The following is a 16,792-nucleotide window of genomic DNA, read 5'->3' on the forward strand; positions in this document are numbered from 1 at the left end:
CCTCCCAGACCAACGCAGGAGAGCAACGCCCGGGGGCAACGCGCCGGCGAGGCCAACAGCTTCGTGCGACCGCCCGTGATCCGGCACGGGCGGAGAGGCACCGCATGCAGGATAATGCAAAATAAACTAGCCCATAATTTACTGAATCCTACCAACAACCCTCAATATTGAATTGAATCTGTATAAAATGCCTTAGTGGAAATCCCTGTAAAGGCCATCACAAATAAGTGATTTGGCTACAAAATCATGCTATATTGCTTCTGCATCCGCTGTATGAGGTGAAGAGGTCAACCAGGACGTGAGGCAGCCGAGTCCCGCCGCGGTTTCGACGGCTCACCTGCCGCCCAACCGGATCACCCCGGGTCCTCCGTTGGCCATTCGCAGGCGAGCCTTCCAGCGGAGCGGCATCATGCAGTCCTACCCGAGAGAACCCGGTCGTGCAGGACCGTGCCGGCCGCGCACAGACGAGCAGCGCGCGGTGGCCTGGGCTCCCTCCCCAGCCAGCGTCCCCCCGGTCAGCGTCCCCCCGGTCAGCGTCATGGGGCGTCCTACCGGTTCGCTCCGACCGCAGCCACAGGCACGCCCGGGGACGCACCATGCCCGCTCCCGCCCGGTCAAATGGCTCGGCGCGACGGCATGTCCGCTGGCCTGGCTGGCCTGGCTGGCCTGGAGCGGGACGGCCATGCCGCCGCTTGCAGCCGTGGAATTCAGGATCTGGCTGTACGGCGCGGCCACGGCCGGGTTGTTCGCCTGGACGGTGGCCCGGCTTTCCTGGCGGACAGAGCCGGGCCTGCTGCAACCGGCCGCCCCCACGCATGTCCCGCGCCCCGATGGCCGCATCCCGCTCGATCCGCCCCCATCGCCGCAACCGCTCGCTTCCCCCATCACGGCACCGGACCCTCCCATGGAGCGCGGCAATGTCGGGCTCGACGAAGCAGTGCGGCAGCGGATCGCCGAACTCGCCGCCAGCGAAGCCGGATACCGGACGTTCTTTGACCACGCCGAGGACAGCCTCTGCGAGATCGAGGTCACGGCGGACGGACGGTTTCTCTGCCGCAACATCAATCCCCACGCCGAGCACATCATGGGTGTCAGCGCCGCCGCCATCCGCGGCATGACCGCCGAGCAGATCCTCGGCGCCGATGCCGGCGCCCGCATCATCGCGGCGCTGCAACGCTGCGTCGCCGAAGGCGCGCTGCGCTACGAGGAAACCTGGCCGACGCCGCAGGGCCCGCGCATCACCGATACCAGCATGGTGCCGCTGCGCGACGGTCCGGACGGCCGGGTGTCACGCGTGCTGTGCAGCATGCGCGACATCACCGAGCGGCGCGATCTGGAGCAGCGCCTGGCGCAGGCGCAGAAGATGCAGGCGCTCGGCCAGCTCGCGGGCGGCATCGCGCATGACTTCAACAATGTCCTGCAGGCGATCGAGGGCGGCGCCAGCCTGATCCTGCGCCAGTCCGGCCAGCGCGAAACGGTCGAGCGGCTCGCGCGCATCGTGGTCGACGCCGCCGGCCGGGGCTCAGCAATCACCCGCCGCCTGCTCGCCTTTGCCCGCCGGGGCGAGTTACGCGCCGAGCCGGTCGAGGCCGCGCTGCTGCTCGCGGAACTGCGCGAGGTGCTGGCCCCTACCCTGGGGGCGGCGATCACGGTGTGCGCCGAGGTGGCCCCCGGCCTGCCCGCGCTGCTGGCCGACAAGGGCCAGCTGGAAACGGTGCTGGTCAACCTGGCCACCAATGCCCGCGACGCCATGCCGGAAGGTGGCAGGCTGACGCTGACGGCGCAGCCGGAAACAGCCGGCACGGCGCATCCGGCCGGGCTGCAGCCCGGCCACTACGTCCGGCTCCAGGTCACCGATACCGGCTGCGGCATGGACGCCCAGACCCTCGCCCGCGTGGGCGAACCTTTCTTCACCACCAAGCCCGCGGGCAAAGGCACCGGCCTTGGCCTTTCGATGGCCCGGGGCTTTGCCGAACAGTCCGGAGGCGCAATGGCGGTCCACAGCACACCCGGCCTGGGCACGACGGTCACGCTCTGGCTGCCCTCTCCCCCACCGGCCGCGACGACCGGGTCTGCCGCCACGCCCCAGGACGAACCCCTGCCGGCACAGGCCCCCGTCGCCGCGCACCGCATCCTGGTCGTGGACGACGATCCGCTGGTGCGGGAAATGCTGTGCGCGAGCCTCGAGGATCTCGGCTACGCGGTGCAGGCCGAAGCCGATGCCGCCGCGGCATTGGCGCGGCTCGACACCGGACTGGCCGTCGACGTCCTGCTGACCGATTTCTGCATGCCCGGGACCGATGGGCTGGCGCTGATCCGCGAGGCCCGGCTGCGCCGCCCCGACCTGCCGGCCGTGCTCTCGACGGGATATGCCGGCGACAGCGCGCCGCCATTCTCCGGTGGCGGCGTGCCACCGCGTTGCACCCTGCTGCAGAAGCCGTTCTCGCTGGAGACGTTGCGTGACCGGCTCGCCACCGTCCTGGGCGACGGCACCACCCGGCCGCCGAGCTGACGCCGGCGGCGCACGGGATGAGGGGGCGCCGGCGAGGGAAACCTCCGGACCGGCCCGCCCGCTTCAGGCGTGCGCCAACGGGGCGGCCTCGGCGCAGCGCCGATCCTGGGCGGCGACCAGCCGCTGCATCCTGCGCAGATCCGCTTCCTCGAGGTTCAGCGCCGCATCGACCCAGATATCGACGACATCGAGCAATTCCTGCAGCGACACCGGGTTGACCCGGCGACGGACATGGGAAATGGCCTGGAAGGCATTCTGCCGGCGCCCCTGCCGGGCGATCAGCTCACGCACCGCCTGCTCGCCCTGTCCGTCTTCCACCAGCACGTCGATCACGCCCATGGCGTGCAACTCCTCGGCGGTATGGATCTGCCCGCTGCTGATCATCCGCCCGGCCTCGGCCGGGGCGATGCGGCGCGACAGATAGCTGTAGGCGCCCATGCCCGGAAACAGGTTGAACAGGATCTCGGGGAAGCCCAGGCGGGCCCGCCTCTCGGCCACGATCAGGTCGAAGGCCAGGGCACATTCGAAGCCACCGCCCAGGGCATCGCCCTGCACCAGGGCGATGGTGATCGCGCCGGCATCGTAGCCACGCGTGTTCTCGTGCAGGGCCCGCACCGCGCCATGGCCATACTGGCGCAGGGCGGCCCGGTCGCGCGCGCGGATCGCCCTGGCGAACAAGGCGAGGTCGCCGCCGAGATTGAAGACGCCCGGCCGGCGCGAGGCCATGACGAAATAACGCAACTTCGTGCCGCCCGCGTCGAGCCCGACCTTGCCCATGTGGCGCACCGCCGCCTGCATGCGCGCGATGTCGGCCATCAGTTGCGGGGTGAAGCTGGCGCGTCCCTCCGGGCGCATGAAGCACCAGCAGGTTCCGGAAGCGGCGTCGAGTTCGAGATCAAGCGAGTCGTAGCAAGGAAACGGCAGGACGGCCGGAGAACGCAGGGTGATCAACCGCTCTCCCTCCTGCGCCGGCTCCGGCGTGACCTTGCGCAGGGCCGCCCCGGCCAGGAGCTGTGGGGGCACGGCCTGCGGCAGCACATCGGGGCTGGCGGGATGGAGCGACATCGGACCAAATCCTTTCTGGGCACTAAGCGCCGCCAGATCACATGAAGGGAATTGCTTATCAGTTAATTCGCGCGCCATCCCGTGATCCGGCATCCATATCAACAGCGCGTGATGTATCCTGGAGTTTACAGCTGGCTCAAGTTGATAAATATTGAATGTTTTCTTGATAATTATTTCTGCTTCATTTGATTATATTTGCTTTGAAACATAATTTGGTTCGTAACAACACCGAACCTCCACCACCTGCGGTGGCAATCCCCGCAAATCTTTCGCGAGCCGGTGACGAGGCGTTGTTTGCCGCCCGCCATGGCGCTACGCAGTCGGCAATGTCCGCCCCGAGGAGTGCCGCCATGCCCAACCTGCCCCGCCCCGTCATGCTTGTCGTCCTGGACGGTTGGGGCTGGCGGGAGGATCCCGCCGACAACGCCGTGCGGGACGCCCAGACCCCCGTCTTCGACCGGCTCTGGGCCAGCTCCCCGCACGCCTTCCTGCGCACCTCCGGCCTCGATGTCGGGCTGCCCGACGGCCAGATGGGCAATTCCGAGGTCGGCCACATGAATATCGGCGCCGGCCGCGTGGTCATGCAGGACCTGCCGCGCATCGGCGCCGCCGTCGCCGACGGCTCGATCGGCACCATCCCCGCCCTGACCGACTTCATCACCACGCTGAAGGCCAGCGGCGGCACCTGCCACCTCATGGGACTGGTCTCGCCCGGCGGCGTGCACTCCCACCAGGACCATGCCATCGCGCTCGCCCGCCTGATCACCGCGGCCGGCGTCCCGGTGGCGGCCCACGCCTTCATGGACGGCCGCGACACCCCACCCCAGTCAGGCGGTGACGACATCCGCCGCTTCCAGGCCGACCTGCCGGCCGGGGCGCGCATCGCCACCGTGTCCGGACGCTACTACGCGATGGACCGCGACAAGCGCTGGGACCGCGTGGCCAAGGCCTACATGGCGATCGCCGAAGCCCAGGCACCGGCCTTCGCCGATCCCCCGAGCGTGCTGGATGCCGCCTACGCCAACCAGATCACCGACGAATTCGTCGTCCCCGCCGTGGTCGCGGGCTATCGCGGCATGAAGGACGGCGACGGCGTGCTGTGCTTCAATTTCCGCGCCGACCGCGCGCGCGAGATCCTCGGCGCCTTCACCGACCCCGCCTTCCCAGGCTTCGACCGCCCCCGCGCCCTGCGCTTCGCCGCCGTGCTCGGCATGACCCGCTACAGCGACGAACTGGCCCCCCGGATGTCCGCCCTGTTCCCGCCGCAGGTCATGGACAACCTGCTCGGCGAGGTGGTGTCCGCCGCCGGCCGCACCCAGATCCGCATGGCGGAGACGGAAAAATACCCGCACGTCACCTACTTCCTCAACGGCGGCGAGGAAAAGCAGTACCCGGGCGAGGACCGCATCCTGGTGCCCTCCCCCAAGGTCGCCACCTACGACCTGCAGCCGGAAATGTCGGCCCCGGAACTGACCGACAAGGCCGTGGCGGCGATCGAATCCGGGAAATACGACCTGATCGTGCTGAATTTCGCCAATCCCGACATGGTCGGCCATACCGGGATCCTGGAGGCCGCGATCACGGCGGTGCAGACAGTGGATGCCAGCCTGGGACGCATCCTGGCCGCGGTGGAGGCACAGGGCGGCGCCGTGGTGATCACCGCCGACCACGGCAATTGCGAAATGATGCGCGACCCCGAGACCGGCGGACCACATACCGCCCATACCACCAACCCGGTGCCGGTGGTGCTGGCGGGACGGCCGGGCGTGAAACTGCGGGACGGGCGACTGGCCGATATCGCGCCGACCCTGCTGCAACTGATGGGGCTGCCGCAGCCGGCGGAAATGACCGGGCACTCGCTGATCGAGGCGTGATGGCGGCCACTCCGTCTTGGGGCGTTGCCCCAAACCCCACCAGGAGGCTTTGCCTCCTGGACCTCCACCAAGGGCCTTGAGGCCCTTGGATCCCATGCCGAAGGGACTCCGCAACGGGATCGGGGGAGGGTTGCTCATCCTGGGGATGCTGGCGGGGACCGCCCTGGGCCAGACCCCCCAGGATGTGCAGGAAGCCGAACGCGCCCGCGCCGCCCATGCCGCGGCCCGGGCCGAGGCCGAGGCACGCAGCGCTGCCGCCCGGGCGCAGGAACAGCGCCTCGCCACGGACCGCGTGGCCGCGGCCGCCCGGCTGCGCGGGCTCGAACAAACCACCGCCGAGACGGCGGAGCGCATCGCCGCGCTGCGCGCGCGCCAGCAGGCCGCGCAAGCCAGGATCGCCGAGCGCGCCGCGACCCTCGCGCCGATGCTGCCGGTGATGGAACGCCTGGCCCTCTATCCCGCCGAAACGCTGCTTGCGGTGCCCCTGCCGCCGGAACAGGCGGTGCGTGGCCTGCTGGTGCTCGGCGGGCTCAGCCGCCGGCTTGAACGGGAAGCCGTTGCATTGCGGGACGCACAGGCCCAGGCGATGCAGGCGCGCCGCGAGACCGAGGCCGAACTGCCCAGGCTCGCCGCCGCCCAGACCGCCCAGGCCCGCGAAGCGGCGGCGCTCGATTCCCGGATCGAGGCAGCGCGGCAATCGCGCAAACAGGCCGAGGACGAGGCCGCGGACGCCGCTCGCCAGGCCGCCGCGGCGGCATCCCGCGCGGACAGCCTGCGCGCCGCCATCGCCCGCATCGAGGCGGAACGCCGCGCCGCCGAGGCACGCGCCCGGGCCGAGGCGGCGGCAGCCCTGCGGGCCAGGCGCGAGGCCGAGGCAGAGGCGGCGAAGCGCCGGCAGGAAGCCCTCGCCCGCCCGGCGGGACGCGGGCTTTCAGCCGCGAATTCCCGCCTGACCGTACCGGTGACGGGCCAGCTTGTCCGCGGCTTCGGTGACGCGTCCGATGGCGGGCCCAGCAGCGGCATGACCTGGACACCCGTTCCCGGCGCCCGCGTCGTCGCCCCCTGCGGCGGCCGGGTCGCCTTCGCCGATCGCTTCCGCAGCTACGGGCTGTTGCTGATCCTGGACTGCGGCGGCGGCTGGCACGCGGTGCTCGGCGGGCTGGAACGGCTGGACGCGCAGGTGGGCGAAAATGTGCAGCAGGGCGAACCGGTCGGCGCGATGCTGCCGGAGTCACAGCAAGCTGGCAGCGGACGCGGGACGCTCTATATGGAACTGCGCCGCTCCGGCAGGCCCGTCGATCCCGCGCCCTACCTGCGCGCCCGGGGGTGATCGGCCAGGGCGTCGCCGTTATGCCTTCCCCGCGGGCGGGATCTGAGGGAAACTCTGGTTTTCGGGTGACATCCCGTCGAAAGTGACCACGTTTGCGCGCATACGCGCATGAGGACGCATCCATGAAGCTTCGCACGGGCCTGCTGCTGGGAGCCGCCTTCAGCGCCGGTGTGGCGATCGGCCCAATCACGCGCCATGTCGCGCCGAACCTGCAATTCCTTCCCTATGCCCTCGCGCAGGATTCCGGGCGGGCCGAAACCTATCGCCTGCTGACCCTGTTCGGCGACGTGTTCGAACGCGTACGCGCCGAATATGTCGAGCCGGTCGGCGATCGCGACCTCGTCGAGAACGCCATCAATGGCATGCTGACCGGGCTGGACCCGCACAGCAACTACATGAACGCGAAGTCCTTCCGCGACATGCAGGTGCAGACGCGCGGCGAGTTCGGCGGACTCGGCATCGAGGTGACGCAGGACAACGGCTTCATCAAGGTGATCAGCCCGATCGACGACACCCCGGCCAGCAAGGCCGGCATCAAGGCGGGCGACCTGATCCTGGCGCTGGACGGCCAGACCGTGCAGGGCCTGTCGCTGAACGAGGCGGTCGACAAGATGCGCGGCCCGCCGAACTCGAAGATCAAGCTGACCATCCGCCGCGAAGGCAACGACGCGCCGCTCGAGGTGGGGCTGACCCGCGAGGTCATCCACATCCAGGTGGTGAAGTCGCGGCTGGAGCAGGGCGACATCGCCTATCTGCGCGTGACCAGCTTCAACGAACAGACCGATGCCGGACTGCGCAAGGCGATCGCGACGCTGAAGGCACAGGCCGGCGACAAGCTGCGCGGCATCGTGCTGGACCTGCGCAACAACCCGGGCGGCCTGCTCGACCAGGCGGTGGCGGTGTCCGACGACTTCATCGAACAGGGCGAGATCGTCTCCACCCGCGCCCGCCACGCCGAGGACAGCCAGCGCTGGAACGCCAAGGGCGGCGACATCAGCGGCGGCCTGCCCATGGTGGTGCTGATCAATGGCGGCTCGGCCTCGGCCAGCGAGATCGTGGCCGGCGCGCTGCAGGATCACCGGCGAGCGATCGTTCTGGGCACCCGCAGCTTCGGCAAGGGATCGGTGCAGACCGTCATCCCGCTGCCCGGCAACGGCGCGATGCGCCTGACCACGGCCCGCTACTACACGCCCTCGGGGCGCTCCATCCAGGGCCTGGGCATCACCCCCGACGTGGAAGTGGCGGCCACCCGCGAGGAGAAGCCGCATTTCCTGCCCGATCGCGAGGCCGACCTGAACCGGGCCCTGCGCAACTCGGGCGGCACGCCGCAGCAGGCCGCGCCGCCGCGCAACGACCTGCCGCCGATCGTGCGCGACCTTCCCAAGCTGCCGCCGGAAGGCTTCCCGACCTTCGACGCGACCAAGCCGGAGACCGACTTCCAGTTGCAGCAGGGCCTGACGCTGCTGCGCGCCATGCCGACCAGCAAGCGCGCCTCTCGTTAATCCGGCCCCTGCCCCCCGATCCCTGCCCCCATGGGGGGCCGCGAGTCGGCACAAGGCGCCGCCCGATCAAACAGCCGGGGCATTTTCCGTCAGCCACAGCGAACGGAAAATGCCCCGGCGGTGCGATGGGAACCGACCCGTTCGTTGCCATAATGCCACAAATCGCCTGGACTACCCCCGGACAGGGCGGGTCGGGTAATCTCGGCGTTGCCGGAACGGTCTGGCGGCGATGGGAGCGCATGTGGTGAATCGTGGCAATGCAAGCGGAAGCGACCAGCGCCCATGGGCCTGGATCATCCTCGGCTGGTTCTGGGTGGTGATCCTGGCATGCCTGATCGGCGGCGGGATCGCCCTGCAGGTGCTGGGGCCACCGACGCCGACCGCGCCCCGGATGCCGCTGGCCGGCCCTGATCGGCCGAGGCCGTCGCAGGCGGGTGCCCCGGGACCGTCCTCTCCCGCGACATCTCCGGCTCCCCCGGTGTCCGCGGCTGCCATCGCCATCCCATCCCAGCCCGCCACGGGCCGGGGCGGCCTGGCACCGGCGGATATGGCGCTGCTGGAGCCCGGCCCAGAAGACGGCATCCTGCCGCGCATCGGCCCCGATGGGCGGATGCCGATGCAGGTCTATGCCGCGCCCTTCGACCCCACCGATCCACGCCCGCGTGTCGCCGTGCTGCTCGGCGGCATCGGCATGGCCGAGATGGACAGCGAGGAGGCGATCCGCGCCACGCCCCCCGCCATCTCGCTCGCCATCTCCCCCTACGCGGCCCGGCCGGCCCGCCTGCAGGAAATGGCGCGGGCCGCCGGACACGAGACACTGATCTCGATCCCGATGGAACCCGCCGGCTATCCGCTGGACGACCCGGGCAACCGGGCGCTGCTGACCGGGCTGCCGGCCGCACAGAATCAGGAACGCCTGCTCTGGGCGCTGTCGCGCATCGCCGGCTATGTCGGCGCCACCGGCAGCAACAACGGCCTGCGCGGCGAACGCTTCGCGGCAAGCGGACAGATGCCCCAGGTGCTGAACGAGCTTGCCAGGCGGGGTGTGCTGTACATCGATGCCCGGCCCACCGCCGCCCGGACGACGGCAGCGCCACAGGATCGGCGCCCCGGCCTGCGTGCGGTGGACGTGACCATCGACGACCCGCCGGTGCGCGCGGAGATCGAGGCGAAGCTGTCGCGCCTCGAACAGATTTCCCGTGACCGCGGCGCGGCGATTGGCCTCGCCAGCCTGCCGGGACCCGTCACCGTCGAACGCCTGGCAGCCTGGGCGGCGAAACTGCCGGGCCGCGGCGTGGTGCTGGTGCCGGTCAGCGCGCTGGTATCCCCCCTTCCCCTCCCCACCGAGACCCGTCGATGAGCCAGTCCCTGCGTGACCGTCTTCCCTACCGCCCCAATGTCGGGGCAGTCCTGTTCAATCCCCAGGGCCGCATCTTCGTCGCCCGTCGCGCCGACCTGCCGAACGCCGAGGGCGCCCCGGGGGGCTGGCAGTTGCCGCAGGGCGGCATCGACGAAGCGGAGGATCCGGCCACCGCGGTGCTGCGCGAGCTCGCCGAGGAAATCGGCACCGACCGCGCCGAAATCATGGGCGAACACCCGGACTGGCTGACCTACGACCTGCCGGATGAATTGCTGGGCGTGGCCCTGGGCGGGCGCTACCGCGGGCAGAAGCAACGCTGGTACGCGCTGCGCTTCCTCGGCACGGACGCGGATGTGCGGCTGGACGCCGACCCGCATCCCGAATTCGACGCCTGGCGCTGGGCCGACCTGGCCGAACTTCCCGCGCTGGCAGTGGCGTTCAAGCGACCGATCTACGAAATCCTGGCGGTGTCCTTCGCCCGCTTCGCGCGCCCGCAGCCCTGACGTTCCGGCGAGGGTCAGGCCTCGCCGTCGCGTTCGATCCGTGCGCCATCCTGGGCGCGCTGCAACCGCTCGGCGTCCCGCCGGTCCGCCTGCTTCTGCGCGCCGGTGCGGCCATGGCGAATCCGGTTTTCCGCGGCTTCCGCCTGCTGCTGCGCGCGTGCAAGCCGCTTCTTCACCTGCCGGAGATTAACGATCTCACCCATGCCGCCATCCTGACGGGACGGGATGGCCGGATGCAAGGGGGCACAGGGATGCAGGCAATCCCGCGAATGTGCCCGGAGGGTTTTCGTGCCAGGCGTGACTGACTGAAACGGTCCACCGATCCGAACGTTTTCGCCCGCAGGTTCACGAGCGAAAAGGTTACGCAATGGGCACAATACTGCTGGTTATCCTGATCATCCTGCTACTGGGCGCCCTCCCAACCTGGCCTTACAGCTCGGCATGGGGGTATTACCCGTCAGGCGGCCTGGGATTACTGCTGTTGATCGTCGTGGTGCTGTTGGTGCTGAGGCGAATTTAGCGGCGGGGCGTTGCCCCGCGCCCCACCAGGGCTTCGCCCTGGACCGACCAAGGGCTGCGCCCTTGGAACCCATTCTGTGCCGCGCAGCGAGACTGGGGTGCAGGGGCCTTATGGCCCCTGCCGGGTCCAGGGCAGCGCCCTGGCCTTGCTTGCTTTACTTCCCCAGTACCCGTCCCGCCACCGCGTCCAGTTTCGCCACCAGGGCGGGATCGCGCTTCGCCGGTGCGGTGATGATGGCGTGGTCCAGTGCATGGTCGCAGCCCGCGGAGCAGGCCCCCCGCGGCTTGCCGAGTTCCGGCACCACGTGCCGCACCAGGGTGCGGGCATTGTCGGCGTTCTGCAGCAGCACCTTGACGATCATGTCCACCGTGACGTGATCGTGGTCGGGGTGCCAGCAATCGTAATCCGTCACCATGGCGACGGTCGCGTAGCAGAGCTCCGCCTCGCGGGCGAGCTTGGCCTCCGGCATGTTGGTCATGCCGATCACGCTGCACCCCCAGGAGCGGTACAGCTCGCTTTCCGCGACGGTAGAGAATTGCGGCCCTTCCATCACCAGGTAGGTGCCGCCGCGGGTCACGGACAGGCCGATGTCGCGGCAGGCGCCTTCCAGCGCGTCGCCCAGGCGCGCGCAGACCGGATGGCCCATCGAGACATGCGCCACCACGCCCTCGCCGAAGAAGCTTTTCTCGCGGGCGAAGCTGCGGTCGATGAACTGGTCGACGATGACGAAATGCCCCGGCGGCAGTTCTTCCTTCAGGCTGCCCACCGCGGAGAGGGAGATCACGTCGGTGCAGCCGAGGCGCTTGAGCGCGTCGATATTGGCGCGATAGTTCAGGTGGGTGGGCGAGAGCGGATGGCCGCGCCCGTGCCGCGGCAGGAACACGCAGCGCACGCCGCCGAGCCGGCCTTCCAGCAATTCGTCGGAGGGATCGCCCCACGGCGTCGTCACCCGGCGCCAGGTCTTGTCCTCCAGCCCGTCCACGTCATAGAGCCCGGAGCCGCCGATGATGCCGATCACCGGTTGGTTGGTCTGCTCGGACATCGCTGTCCTCTCCTCGTCAAACGTCAGGATCCCGAAACGCGACCGCCGCGCCCCCGGGCGGGGACGCGGCGGCCGGTCAGTCGCGCGGGCGGCGGTGGCTCATACTGGCCGGCCAAAGTTCGGCCAGTATGTCTTTGTTTTCGCGCGCGGCCGCCCCACCATCCCCGCGCGCATACCGGTCAGCCCTTCGGGCTGCCGGTATCAGTGCACGCCGGCCCAGAGCTTCCGCTTCACCGAGTAGCTGAGGCCGGTGAGCAGCAGCAGGAACAGCACCACCTTCACGCCCATCCGGTGCCGTTCCTCGAGCTCGGGATTGGCGATGAAGGCGAGGAAGGTGACCACGTCCCGGGCTTGCTGATCGAGCGTCGGCTTGGTGCCGTCCGTGTACTCGACGGTGTCGTCGCGCAGGGGCTGCGGCATGCCGATCTGGTTGCCGGGGAAGAAGTGGTTGTAGTTCATCCCGTCCATCAGCTTGAAGCCGGCGGGCGGGTCGGCGTAGCCGGTGAGCACGCCATAGACGTAGTTCGCCCCGCCCTCGCGCGCCTTGACGATGACCGACAGGTCGGGCGGCAGGGCGCCGTTGTTGGCGGCGCGGGCGGCGAGGTCGTTGGGGAACGGCGAGCGGAAGTGATCCGACGGCAGCGCCGGACGCTCGCCCACCGACCCGTCGTCCTTGAGGGTCGGCACGGTCTTGTTGGCCGCGATCATCTTGACCTGCTCGTCGGTCAGGCCGATGCCGGTCAGGTTGCGGTAGTATGCTTGCTTCAGCGAATGACAGGCCGAGCAGACATTGTTGTAGACCTGGAAGCCGCGCTGGGCCGAGGCACGGTCGAACGAGCCGAACAGGCCGCCGAAGCTCCAGTTGACGTTCGGCAGTTCCGCCCCGCCCTCAGAAGCACGCGCGGGGGTCATGGCGAGCGGGGCGGCGAGCAGGGCCGCCCCGAACAGGGCGGCGAAGCGCAGGGTACGCATCAGGCCTTCTCCATCGGCTTGGCGGCAGCGCCTGTGGGCAGCGGTCCTCCGCCCAGCACGGCCTGGCTGATGCTTTCCGGCAGCGGCCGGGGACGCTCCAGCTTGCCGAGGATCGGCAGGATCAGCAGGAAGTGGGCGAAATAATAAGCGGTGGCGAACTGACCGACCGGCACCCAGATGCCTTCGGGCGGCTTGGCGCCGACCACGCCGAGCACGAGGCAGGCAACCACGAGGCACCAGAAGAAGATCCGGTAGATCGGACGGAAGCTGGTGCTGCGGACCTTGCTGGTATCCAGCCAGGGCAGCAGGAACAGCACGATGATGGCGCCGAACATCAGGGCCACGCCGCCGAGCTTGGAGGGAACGGCGCGCAGGATGGCGTAGAACGGCAGGAAGTACCATTCCGGCACGATATGCGCGGGCGTGACCAGCGGGTTGGCGGGGATGTAGTTGTCCGGGTGGCCGAGATAGTTCGGATAGAAGAACACCAGGATGGCGAACACGATGAAGTAGACGCAGATCGCCACGCTGTCCTTGACCGTGTAGTACGGATGGAACGGCAGCGTATCCTGTGGGCCCTTCGGTTCGATGCCGAGCGGGTTGTTGGACCCGGTGATGTGCAGCGCCACGACGTGCAGGAACACCACGCCGAAGATGGCGAAGGGCAACAGGTAGTGCAGGCTGAAGAAGCGGTTCAGCGTGGGATTGTCCACCGAGAACCCGCCCCACAGCCAGTGCACGATCGGCTCGCCGACCACGGGGATGGCGGAGAACAGGTTGGTGATGACGGTGGCGCCCCAGAAGGACATCTGGCCCCAGGGCAGCACGTAGCCCATGAAGGCGGTCGCCATCATCAGCAGCAGGATCACCACGCCGAGCATCCACAGCAGCTCGCGCGGCGCCTTGTACGACCCGTAGTAAAGCCCGCGGAAGGTGTGGATGTACACCACGATGAAGAACATCGAGGCGCCGTTGGCGTGAGCGTAGCGCAGCAGCCAGCCGAAATTCACGTCGCGCATGATGCGTTCGACGGAATCGAACGCCATGCTGACATGCGGGGTATAGGCCATCGCCAGAAAGATGCCGGTGGCGATCATGATCATCAGATTGACCATGGCCAGGCCGCCGAAGGCCCAGAAGTAATTGAAATTCTTCGGCGTCGGGAAAACCCCATATTCCTTCTGCATCATCGTGACGATAGGAAGACGGGTATCAACCCATCGGAGGATGGGATTTTCTATTTCGCTTTTGAACAGGCCAACCATTGGTATTGCTCCGCGGGCTGATCCGACTCAGCCGATCTTGATCTTCGTGTCGTTCAGGAACGCATAGGGCGGAACGGGCAGATTGGCCGGGGCCGGGCCCTTCCGGATGCGGCCGGAGGTGTCGTACTGGCTGCCGTGGCAGGGGCAGAACCAGCCGCCGAACTCGCCGCGCGGGTCGGTCGGCTTGGCACCGAGCGGAATGCAACCGAGATGGGTGCAGACGGCGCTGACGATGAGCCACTCCTCGTGGCCCTTCTTGACGCGCGCCTCGTCGGTTTGCGGATCCTTCAGATCCGCCATCGGCGCGGACTCGGCTTCCTTGATCTCGGTTGCGGTGCGATGGCGGACGAACACCGGGGAGCCGCGCCAGGAAACGATGATCGCCTGGCCGGCAGCGATCGGGGCAAGGTCGACCTCGAGTTCCGACAGCGCCAGCACGTCCTTCGACGGATTCATGCTGTCAACCAGCGGCCAGGCGATGGCCCCCACCCCGATGGCGGCCGAAGCGCCAGCGACCAGCTTCAGGAAGTCGCGTTTATTGACATCCTGCCCGGAGCCATGACCGGAAGCATGAGCGGTCCCAGACATCGTATCGGCCATCCCTCTGTAATGAACCCCCTTCGCGGGGCTGCGATTTGCATGACGCGAGGCCACGCCCGTTCACCCGCAGATACGGGCGGGCGCGGCCCTCCGGCCGGCGGCTTAGCGTAAAGCCTTTCCGGGGTCCATCCCTACACTTCGCCTCTGCAACGCCAAATCCCTCCGGTCTAGGCTGCACCGGCCATCCGGGGGACGTCAGCAGATGCCGCAATCCACACCCGCTTCCGAACCTCACGCATCCTTGAAGGAGACTGCCCGCATTTGGTTCGAGAGCCTGCGCGACGCGCTTTGCACCAGCTTCGAAGCGATCGAGGACGCACAGGAAAGTTCGGATCGTCCGGCCGGGCGCTTCGAGCGCACCGCCTGGCAGCGCCCGACCGAGGATGCAAGCAGCGGCGGTGGCGGGGTGATGAGCATCATGCGCGGCCGCGTCTTCGAGAAAGTGGGCGTCAACGTCTCCACCGTGTTCGGCCACTTCACGCCGGAATTCGCGGCCCGGATCCCCGGTGCCGCCGAGGATCCGCGCTTCTGGGCCAGCGGCATCAGCCTGGTTGCCCACATGCACAGCCCGCGTGTCCCGGCCGCGCATTTCAATACGCGCATGCTGGTGACCCGGCAGGGCTGGTTCGGCGGCGGCGGCGACCTGACGCCGCTGCAGCTCGACAGCGCGGAGGCGATCGAGGACGCAGCCGAGTTGCACGCTGCCTTCCAGGCCGCCTGCGACCGGCACGATCCGGCGTACTACCCGCGCTTCAAGGCGTGGTGCGACCGCTATTTCTTCCTGCCCCACCGCAACGAGGCGCGCGGCGCGGGCGGCATCTTCTTCGACAACCTCGCCTCGGGCGACGCCGCGGCGGACCTGAGCTTCATCCAGGATGTCGGCCGCGCCTTCCTGGAAACCTATCCACGGATCGTACGCCGCCGCATGGGCGAGCCCTGGACCGGGGCGGACCGCGACGCCCTGCTGGTCAAGCGGGGCCGCTACGTCGAGTTCAACCTCCTGCATGATCGTGGCACGCTGTTTGGCCTGCGCACCGGCGGCAATGTGGAAGCGATCCTGATGAGCCTGCCCCCCATGGTGAAATGGCCCTAGCGCGAAAACCCGCGCACCGGCACGACGGAATCATGGATTTCGCCGTGCCGGCAGCTATGAAACCGATATCACAAGCCGGGCCGGGACAGTCTTTGCCGGTGCCGCCTCGATGAAACCGGTATCACAGAAATATCCGCTGCACTGCAACGGGTTTCGCGAGCGGCCGGCCTTCCATCCGCGCCGGCATGTGCCGGCGCGGATGGAAGGATCCTAAATCTCCACCTGACCGCGCATGACCGGCACGCAGTTGCCGGCGACGGTCGAGAGCACCGGGCCCTCCGCCGTCTTGCGCGCGGTCGCCAGCAGCCGGCTGGGGCGCCCGATTTCCTCGCCCTGGCTGATGTCGTAGGCGAGATCGACATCGCTGCCCGGTGCCAGCGAGGTCAGCAGGGCTGCCACCGTCGCATTGGCGCTGCCGGTCGCGGGATCCTCGATCACCCCGCCGAGCGGGGCGAACATGCGGGCCCGCAGCCGGGTCGCATCGCCCTCCACCCGGGCATAGAGGTACAGGGCGAACCGCCCCTGCAGCTCGTCGAGTTCCACCACCGCGTGACGGAAGCGCCCGATATCGGGCACCGCGCGCCGCAACGCGTCCACGCTCGCCACTTCCGCGATCACGAACTTGGTGCCGACCGAGGCGACCAGCGGCTCATGCGTGGTGGTGGCGATGTCGGCATCCTCCAGCGACGCCGCCGCCGCGACCAGGTCGGTCGGCACGGCGATGCCGACCGACAGCGATTGCGGCGAGGAGATGCGTGCCCCGTTCGGCCGGCCGGCCTCGTCGCGCAGGATATGCACGCGCACCAGCCCGGCCTTTTCCTCGAAGGTGAAGTGGTCGGGCACGGCCTGCGCGCGGGAGGCCAGCACATAGCCGGTGCCGACATTCGGATGGCCGGCGAAGGGCAGCTCGGTGGTCGGGGTGAAGATGCGCACCTCCGCGGTATGGCGCGGATCCGCGGGCGGCAGGACGAAAGTCGTCTCCGAATAGTTGAACTCGCGCGCGAGGTCCTGCATCTGCGCGTCGGACAGGCCGCGTGCATCGGGGAACACGGCCAGCGGATTGCCGCCGAAGCGGCGATCGGTGAAGACGTCCACCGTGACGTATTCATAGGTTGGCATCGCGCTCTCCTTGAGAGTGGGTCGCTTGAGGGTCG

Annotated in this window: 15 protein-coding genes; 8 read left to right on the plus strand and 7 right to left on the minus strand. The window is 68.7% G+C overall.

Annotated features, from left to right (window positions below; genetic code table 11):
• The first annotated feature begins 682 nt into the window (after positions 1-682).
• Positions 683-2,512 (plus strand): hybrid sensor histidine kinase/response regulator, encoded by a 1,830-nt coding sequence (locus tag NBY65_RS03645; RefSeq protein WP_162530901.1) that lies wholly within the window; start codon positions 683-685, stop codon positions 2,510-2,512.
• Between the two features lie 63 nt (positions 2,513-2,575).
• Here NBY65_RS03645 and NBY65_RS03650 read toward each other — a convergent pair whose 3' ends face one another.
• On the minus strand, positions 2,576-3,577 hold the full coding sequence (locus NBY65_RS03650) for a crotonase/enoyl-CoA hydratase family protein (RefSeq protein WP_162530900.1): 1,002 nt from the start codon (positions 3,575-3,577) through the stop codon (positions 2,576-2,578).
• 350 nt (positions 3,578-3,927) lie between these two features.
• Between NBY65_RS03650 and gpmI the strand changes: the two genes are divergently transcribed.
• From gpmI to NBY65_RS03675, 5 genes are all read left to right on the plus strand, one after another.
• Complete coding sequence (gene gpmI / locus NBY65_RS03655; RefSeq protein WP_239003255.1) at positions 3,928-5,451, plus strand: 2,3-bisphosphoglycerate-independent phosphoglycerate mutase; 1,524 nt, start codon at positions 3,928-3,930, stop codon at positions 5,449-5,451.
• 94 nt (positions 5,452-5,545) lie between these two features.
• The gene (locus NBY65_RS03660; RefSeq protein WP_150045567.1) at positions 5,546-6,781 is read left to right on the plus strand and encodes a murein hydrolase activator EnvC family protein; all 1,236 of its coding nucleotides are present in this window, start codon (positions 5,546-5,548) and stop codon (positions 6,779-6,781) included.
• Between the two features lie 122 nt (positions 6,782-6,903).
• On the plus strand, positions 6,904-8,283 hold the full coding sequence (locus NBY65_RS03665) for a S41 family peptidase (protein WP_150045566.1): 1,380 nt from the start codon (positions 6,904-6,906) through the stop codon (positions 8,281-8,283).
• 244 nt (positions 8,284-8,527) lie between these two features.
• On the plus strand, positions 8,528-9,643 hold the full coding sequence (locus NBY65_RS03670) for a divergent polysaccharide deacetylase family protein (protein WP_150045565.1): 1,116 nt from the start codon (positions 8,528-8,530) through the stop codon (positions 9,641-9,643).
• Positions 9,640-10,146, plus strand: a complete 507-nt coding sequence (locus tag NBY65_RS03675; RefSeq protein WP_150045564.1) for an RNA pyrophosphohydrolase — start codon at positions 9,640-9,642, stop codon at positions 10,144-10,146. The genes NBY65_RS03670 and NBY65_RS03675 overlap by 4 nt, the downstream gene beginning before the upstream one ends.
• Positions 10,147-10,160: 14 nt before the next feature.
• Here NBY65_RS03675 and NBY65_RS03680 read toward each other — a convergent pair whose 3' ends face one another.
• Entirely contained in the window at positions 10,161-10,349 is a 189-nt protein-coding gene (locus NBY65_RS03680) for a DUF4169 family protein (RefSeq protein ID WP_150045563.1), read from the minus strand.
• 164 nt (positions 10,350-10,513) lie between these two features.
• Between NBY65_RS03680 and NBY65_RS03685 the strand changes: the two genes are divergently transcribed.
• A complete protein-coding gene (locus NBY65_RS03685; RefSeq protein WP_250265629.1) occupies positions 10,514-10,666 on the plus strand; it encodes a DUF3309 family protein in 153 nt (50 codons plus the stop codon).
• 154 nt (positions 10,667-10,820) lie between these two features.
• Here NBY65_RS03685 and NBY65_RS03690 read toward each other — a convergent pair whose 3' ends face one another.
• The 4 genes from NBY65_RS03690 to petA all read right to left on the minus strand — a co-directional run bounded on the left by NBY65_RS03690 (position 10,821) and on the right by petA (position 14,599).
• Positions 10,821-11,708: an S-methyl-5'-thioadenosine phosphorylase gene (locus tag NBY65_RS03690; protein WP_150045406.1), complete on the minus strand. Its 888-nt coding sequence runs from the start codon at positions 11,706-11,708 to the stop codon at positions 10,821-10,823.
• A 201-nt stretch (positions 11,709-11,909) separates the two neighbouring features.
• Complete coding sequence (locus NBY65_RS03695; protein WP_150045405.1) at positions 11,910-12,680, minus strand: cytochrome c1; 771 nt, start codon at positions 12,678-12,680, stop codon at positions 11,910-11,912.
• Positions 12,680-13,945, minus strand: coding sequence for a cytochrome b (locus NBY65_RS03700; RefSeq protein WP_150045404.1), 1,266 nt, complete (start codon positions 13,943-13,945; stop codon positions 12,680-12,682). The genes NBY65_RS03695 and NBY65_RS03700 overlap by 1 nt, the downstream gene beginning before the upstream one ends.
• Before the next feature lie 27 nt (positions 13,946-13,972).
• On the minus strand, positions 13,973-14,599 hold the full coding sequence (gene petA, locus NBY65_RS03705; protein ID WP_456316133.1) for a ubiquinol-cytochrome c reductase iron-sulfur subunit: 627 nt from the start codon (positions 14,597-14,599) through the stop codon (positions 13,973-13,975).
• A gap of 148 nt (positions 14,600-14,747) precedes the next feature.
• Here petA and hemF point away from each other — a divergent pair, with 148 nt between their 5' ends.
• The gene (gene hemF, locus NBY65_RS03710; RefSeq protein ID WP_150045403.1) at positions 14,748-15,638 is read left to right on the plus strand and encodes an oxygen-dependent coproporphyrinogen oxidase; all 891 of its coding nucleotides are present in this window, start codon (positions 14,748-14,750) and stop codon (positions 15,636-15,638) included.
• Positions 15,639-15,848: 210 nt separating this feature from the next.
• Here the strand turns inward: hemF and NBY65_RS03715 are convergent, their stop codons facing one another.
• Positions 15,849-16,757: a PhzF family phenazine biosynthesis protein gene (locus NBY65_RS03715; RefSeq protein ID WP_150045402.1), complete on the minus strand. Its 909-nt coding sequence runs from the start codon at positions 16,755-16,757 to the stop codon at positions 15,849-15,851.
• Positions 16,758-16,792: the final 35 nt, after the last annotated feature.

The sequence above is a fragment of the Rhodovastum atsumiense genome (genome assembly GCF_937425535.1).
Taxonomy (GTDB): Bacteria; Pseudomonadota; Alphaproteobacteria; order Acetobacterales; family Acetobacteraceae; genus Rhodovastum; species Rhodovastum atsumiense.

Coding starts and splice junctions, on each gene's coding strand:
- NBY65_RS03645 (WP_162530901.1), top strand. CDS start 683: ATGCCGCCGCTTGCAGCCGTGGAATTCAGGATCTGGCTGTACGGCGCG.
- NBY65_RS03650 (WP_162530900.1), bottom strand. CDS start 3,577: ATGTCGCTCCATCCCGCCAGCCCCGATGTGCTGCCGCAGGCCGTGCCC.
- gpmI (WP_239003255.1), top strand. CDS start 3,928: ATGCCCAACCTGCCCCGCCCCGTCATGCTTGTCGTCCTGGACGGTTGG.
- NBY65_RS03660 (WP_150045567.1), top strand. CDS start 5,546: ATGCCGAAGGGACTCCGCAACGGGATCGGGGGAGGGTTGCTCATCCTG.
- NBY65_RS03665 (WP_150045566.1), top strand. CDS start 6,904: ATGAAGCTTCGCACGGGCCTGCTGCTGGGAGCCGCCTTCAGCGCCGGT.
- NBY65_RS03675 (WP_150045564.1), top strand. CDS start 9,640: ATGAGCCAGTCCCTGCGTGACCGTCTTCCCTACCGCCCCAATGTCGGG.
- NBY65_RS03680 (WP_150045563.1), bottom strand. CDS start 10,349: ATGGGTGAGATCGTTAATCTCCGGCAGGTGAAGAAGCGGCTTGCACGC.
- NBY65_RS03685 (WP_250265629.1), top strand. CDS start 10,514: ATGGGCACAATACTGCTGGTTATCCTGATCATCCTGCTACTGGGCGCC.
- NBY65_RS03690 (WP_150045406.1), bottom strand. CDS start 11,708: ATGTCCGAGCAGACCAACCAACCGGTGATCGGCATCATCGGCGGCTCC.
- NBY65_RS03695 (WP_150045405.1), bottom strand. CDS start 12,680: ATGCGTACCCTGCGCTTCGCCGCCCTGTTCGGGGCGGCCCTGCTCGCC.
- NBY65_RS03700 (WP_150045404.1), bottom strand. CDS start 13,945: ATGGTTGGCCTGTTCAAAAGCGAAATAGAAAATCCCATCCTCCGATGG.
- hemF (WP_150045403.1), top strand. CDS start 14,748: ATGCCGCAATCCACACCCGCTTCCGAACCTCACGCATCCTTGAAGGAG.
- NBY65_RS03715 (WP_150045402.1), bottom strand. CDS start 16,757: ATGCCAACCTATGAATACGTCACGGTGGACGTCTTCACCGATCGCCGC.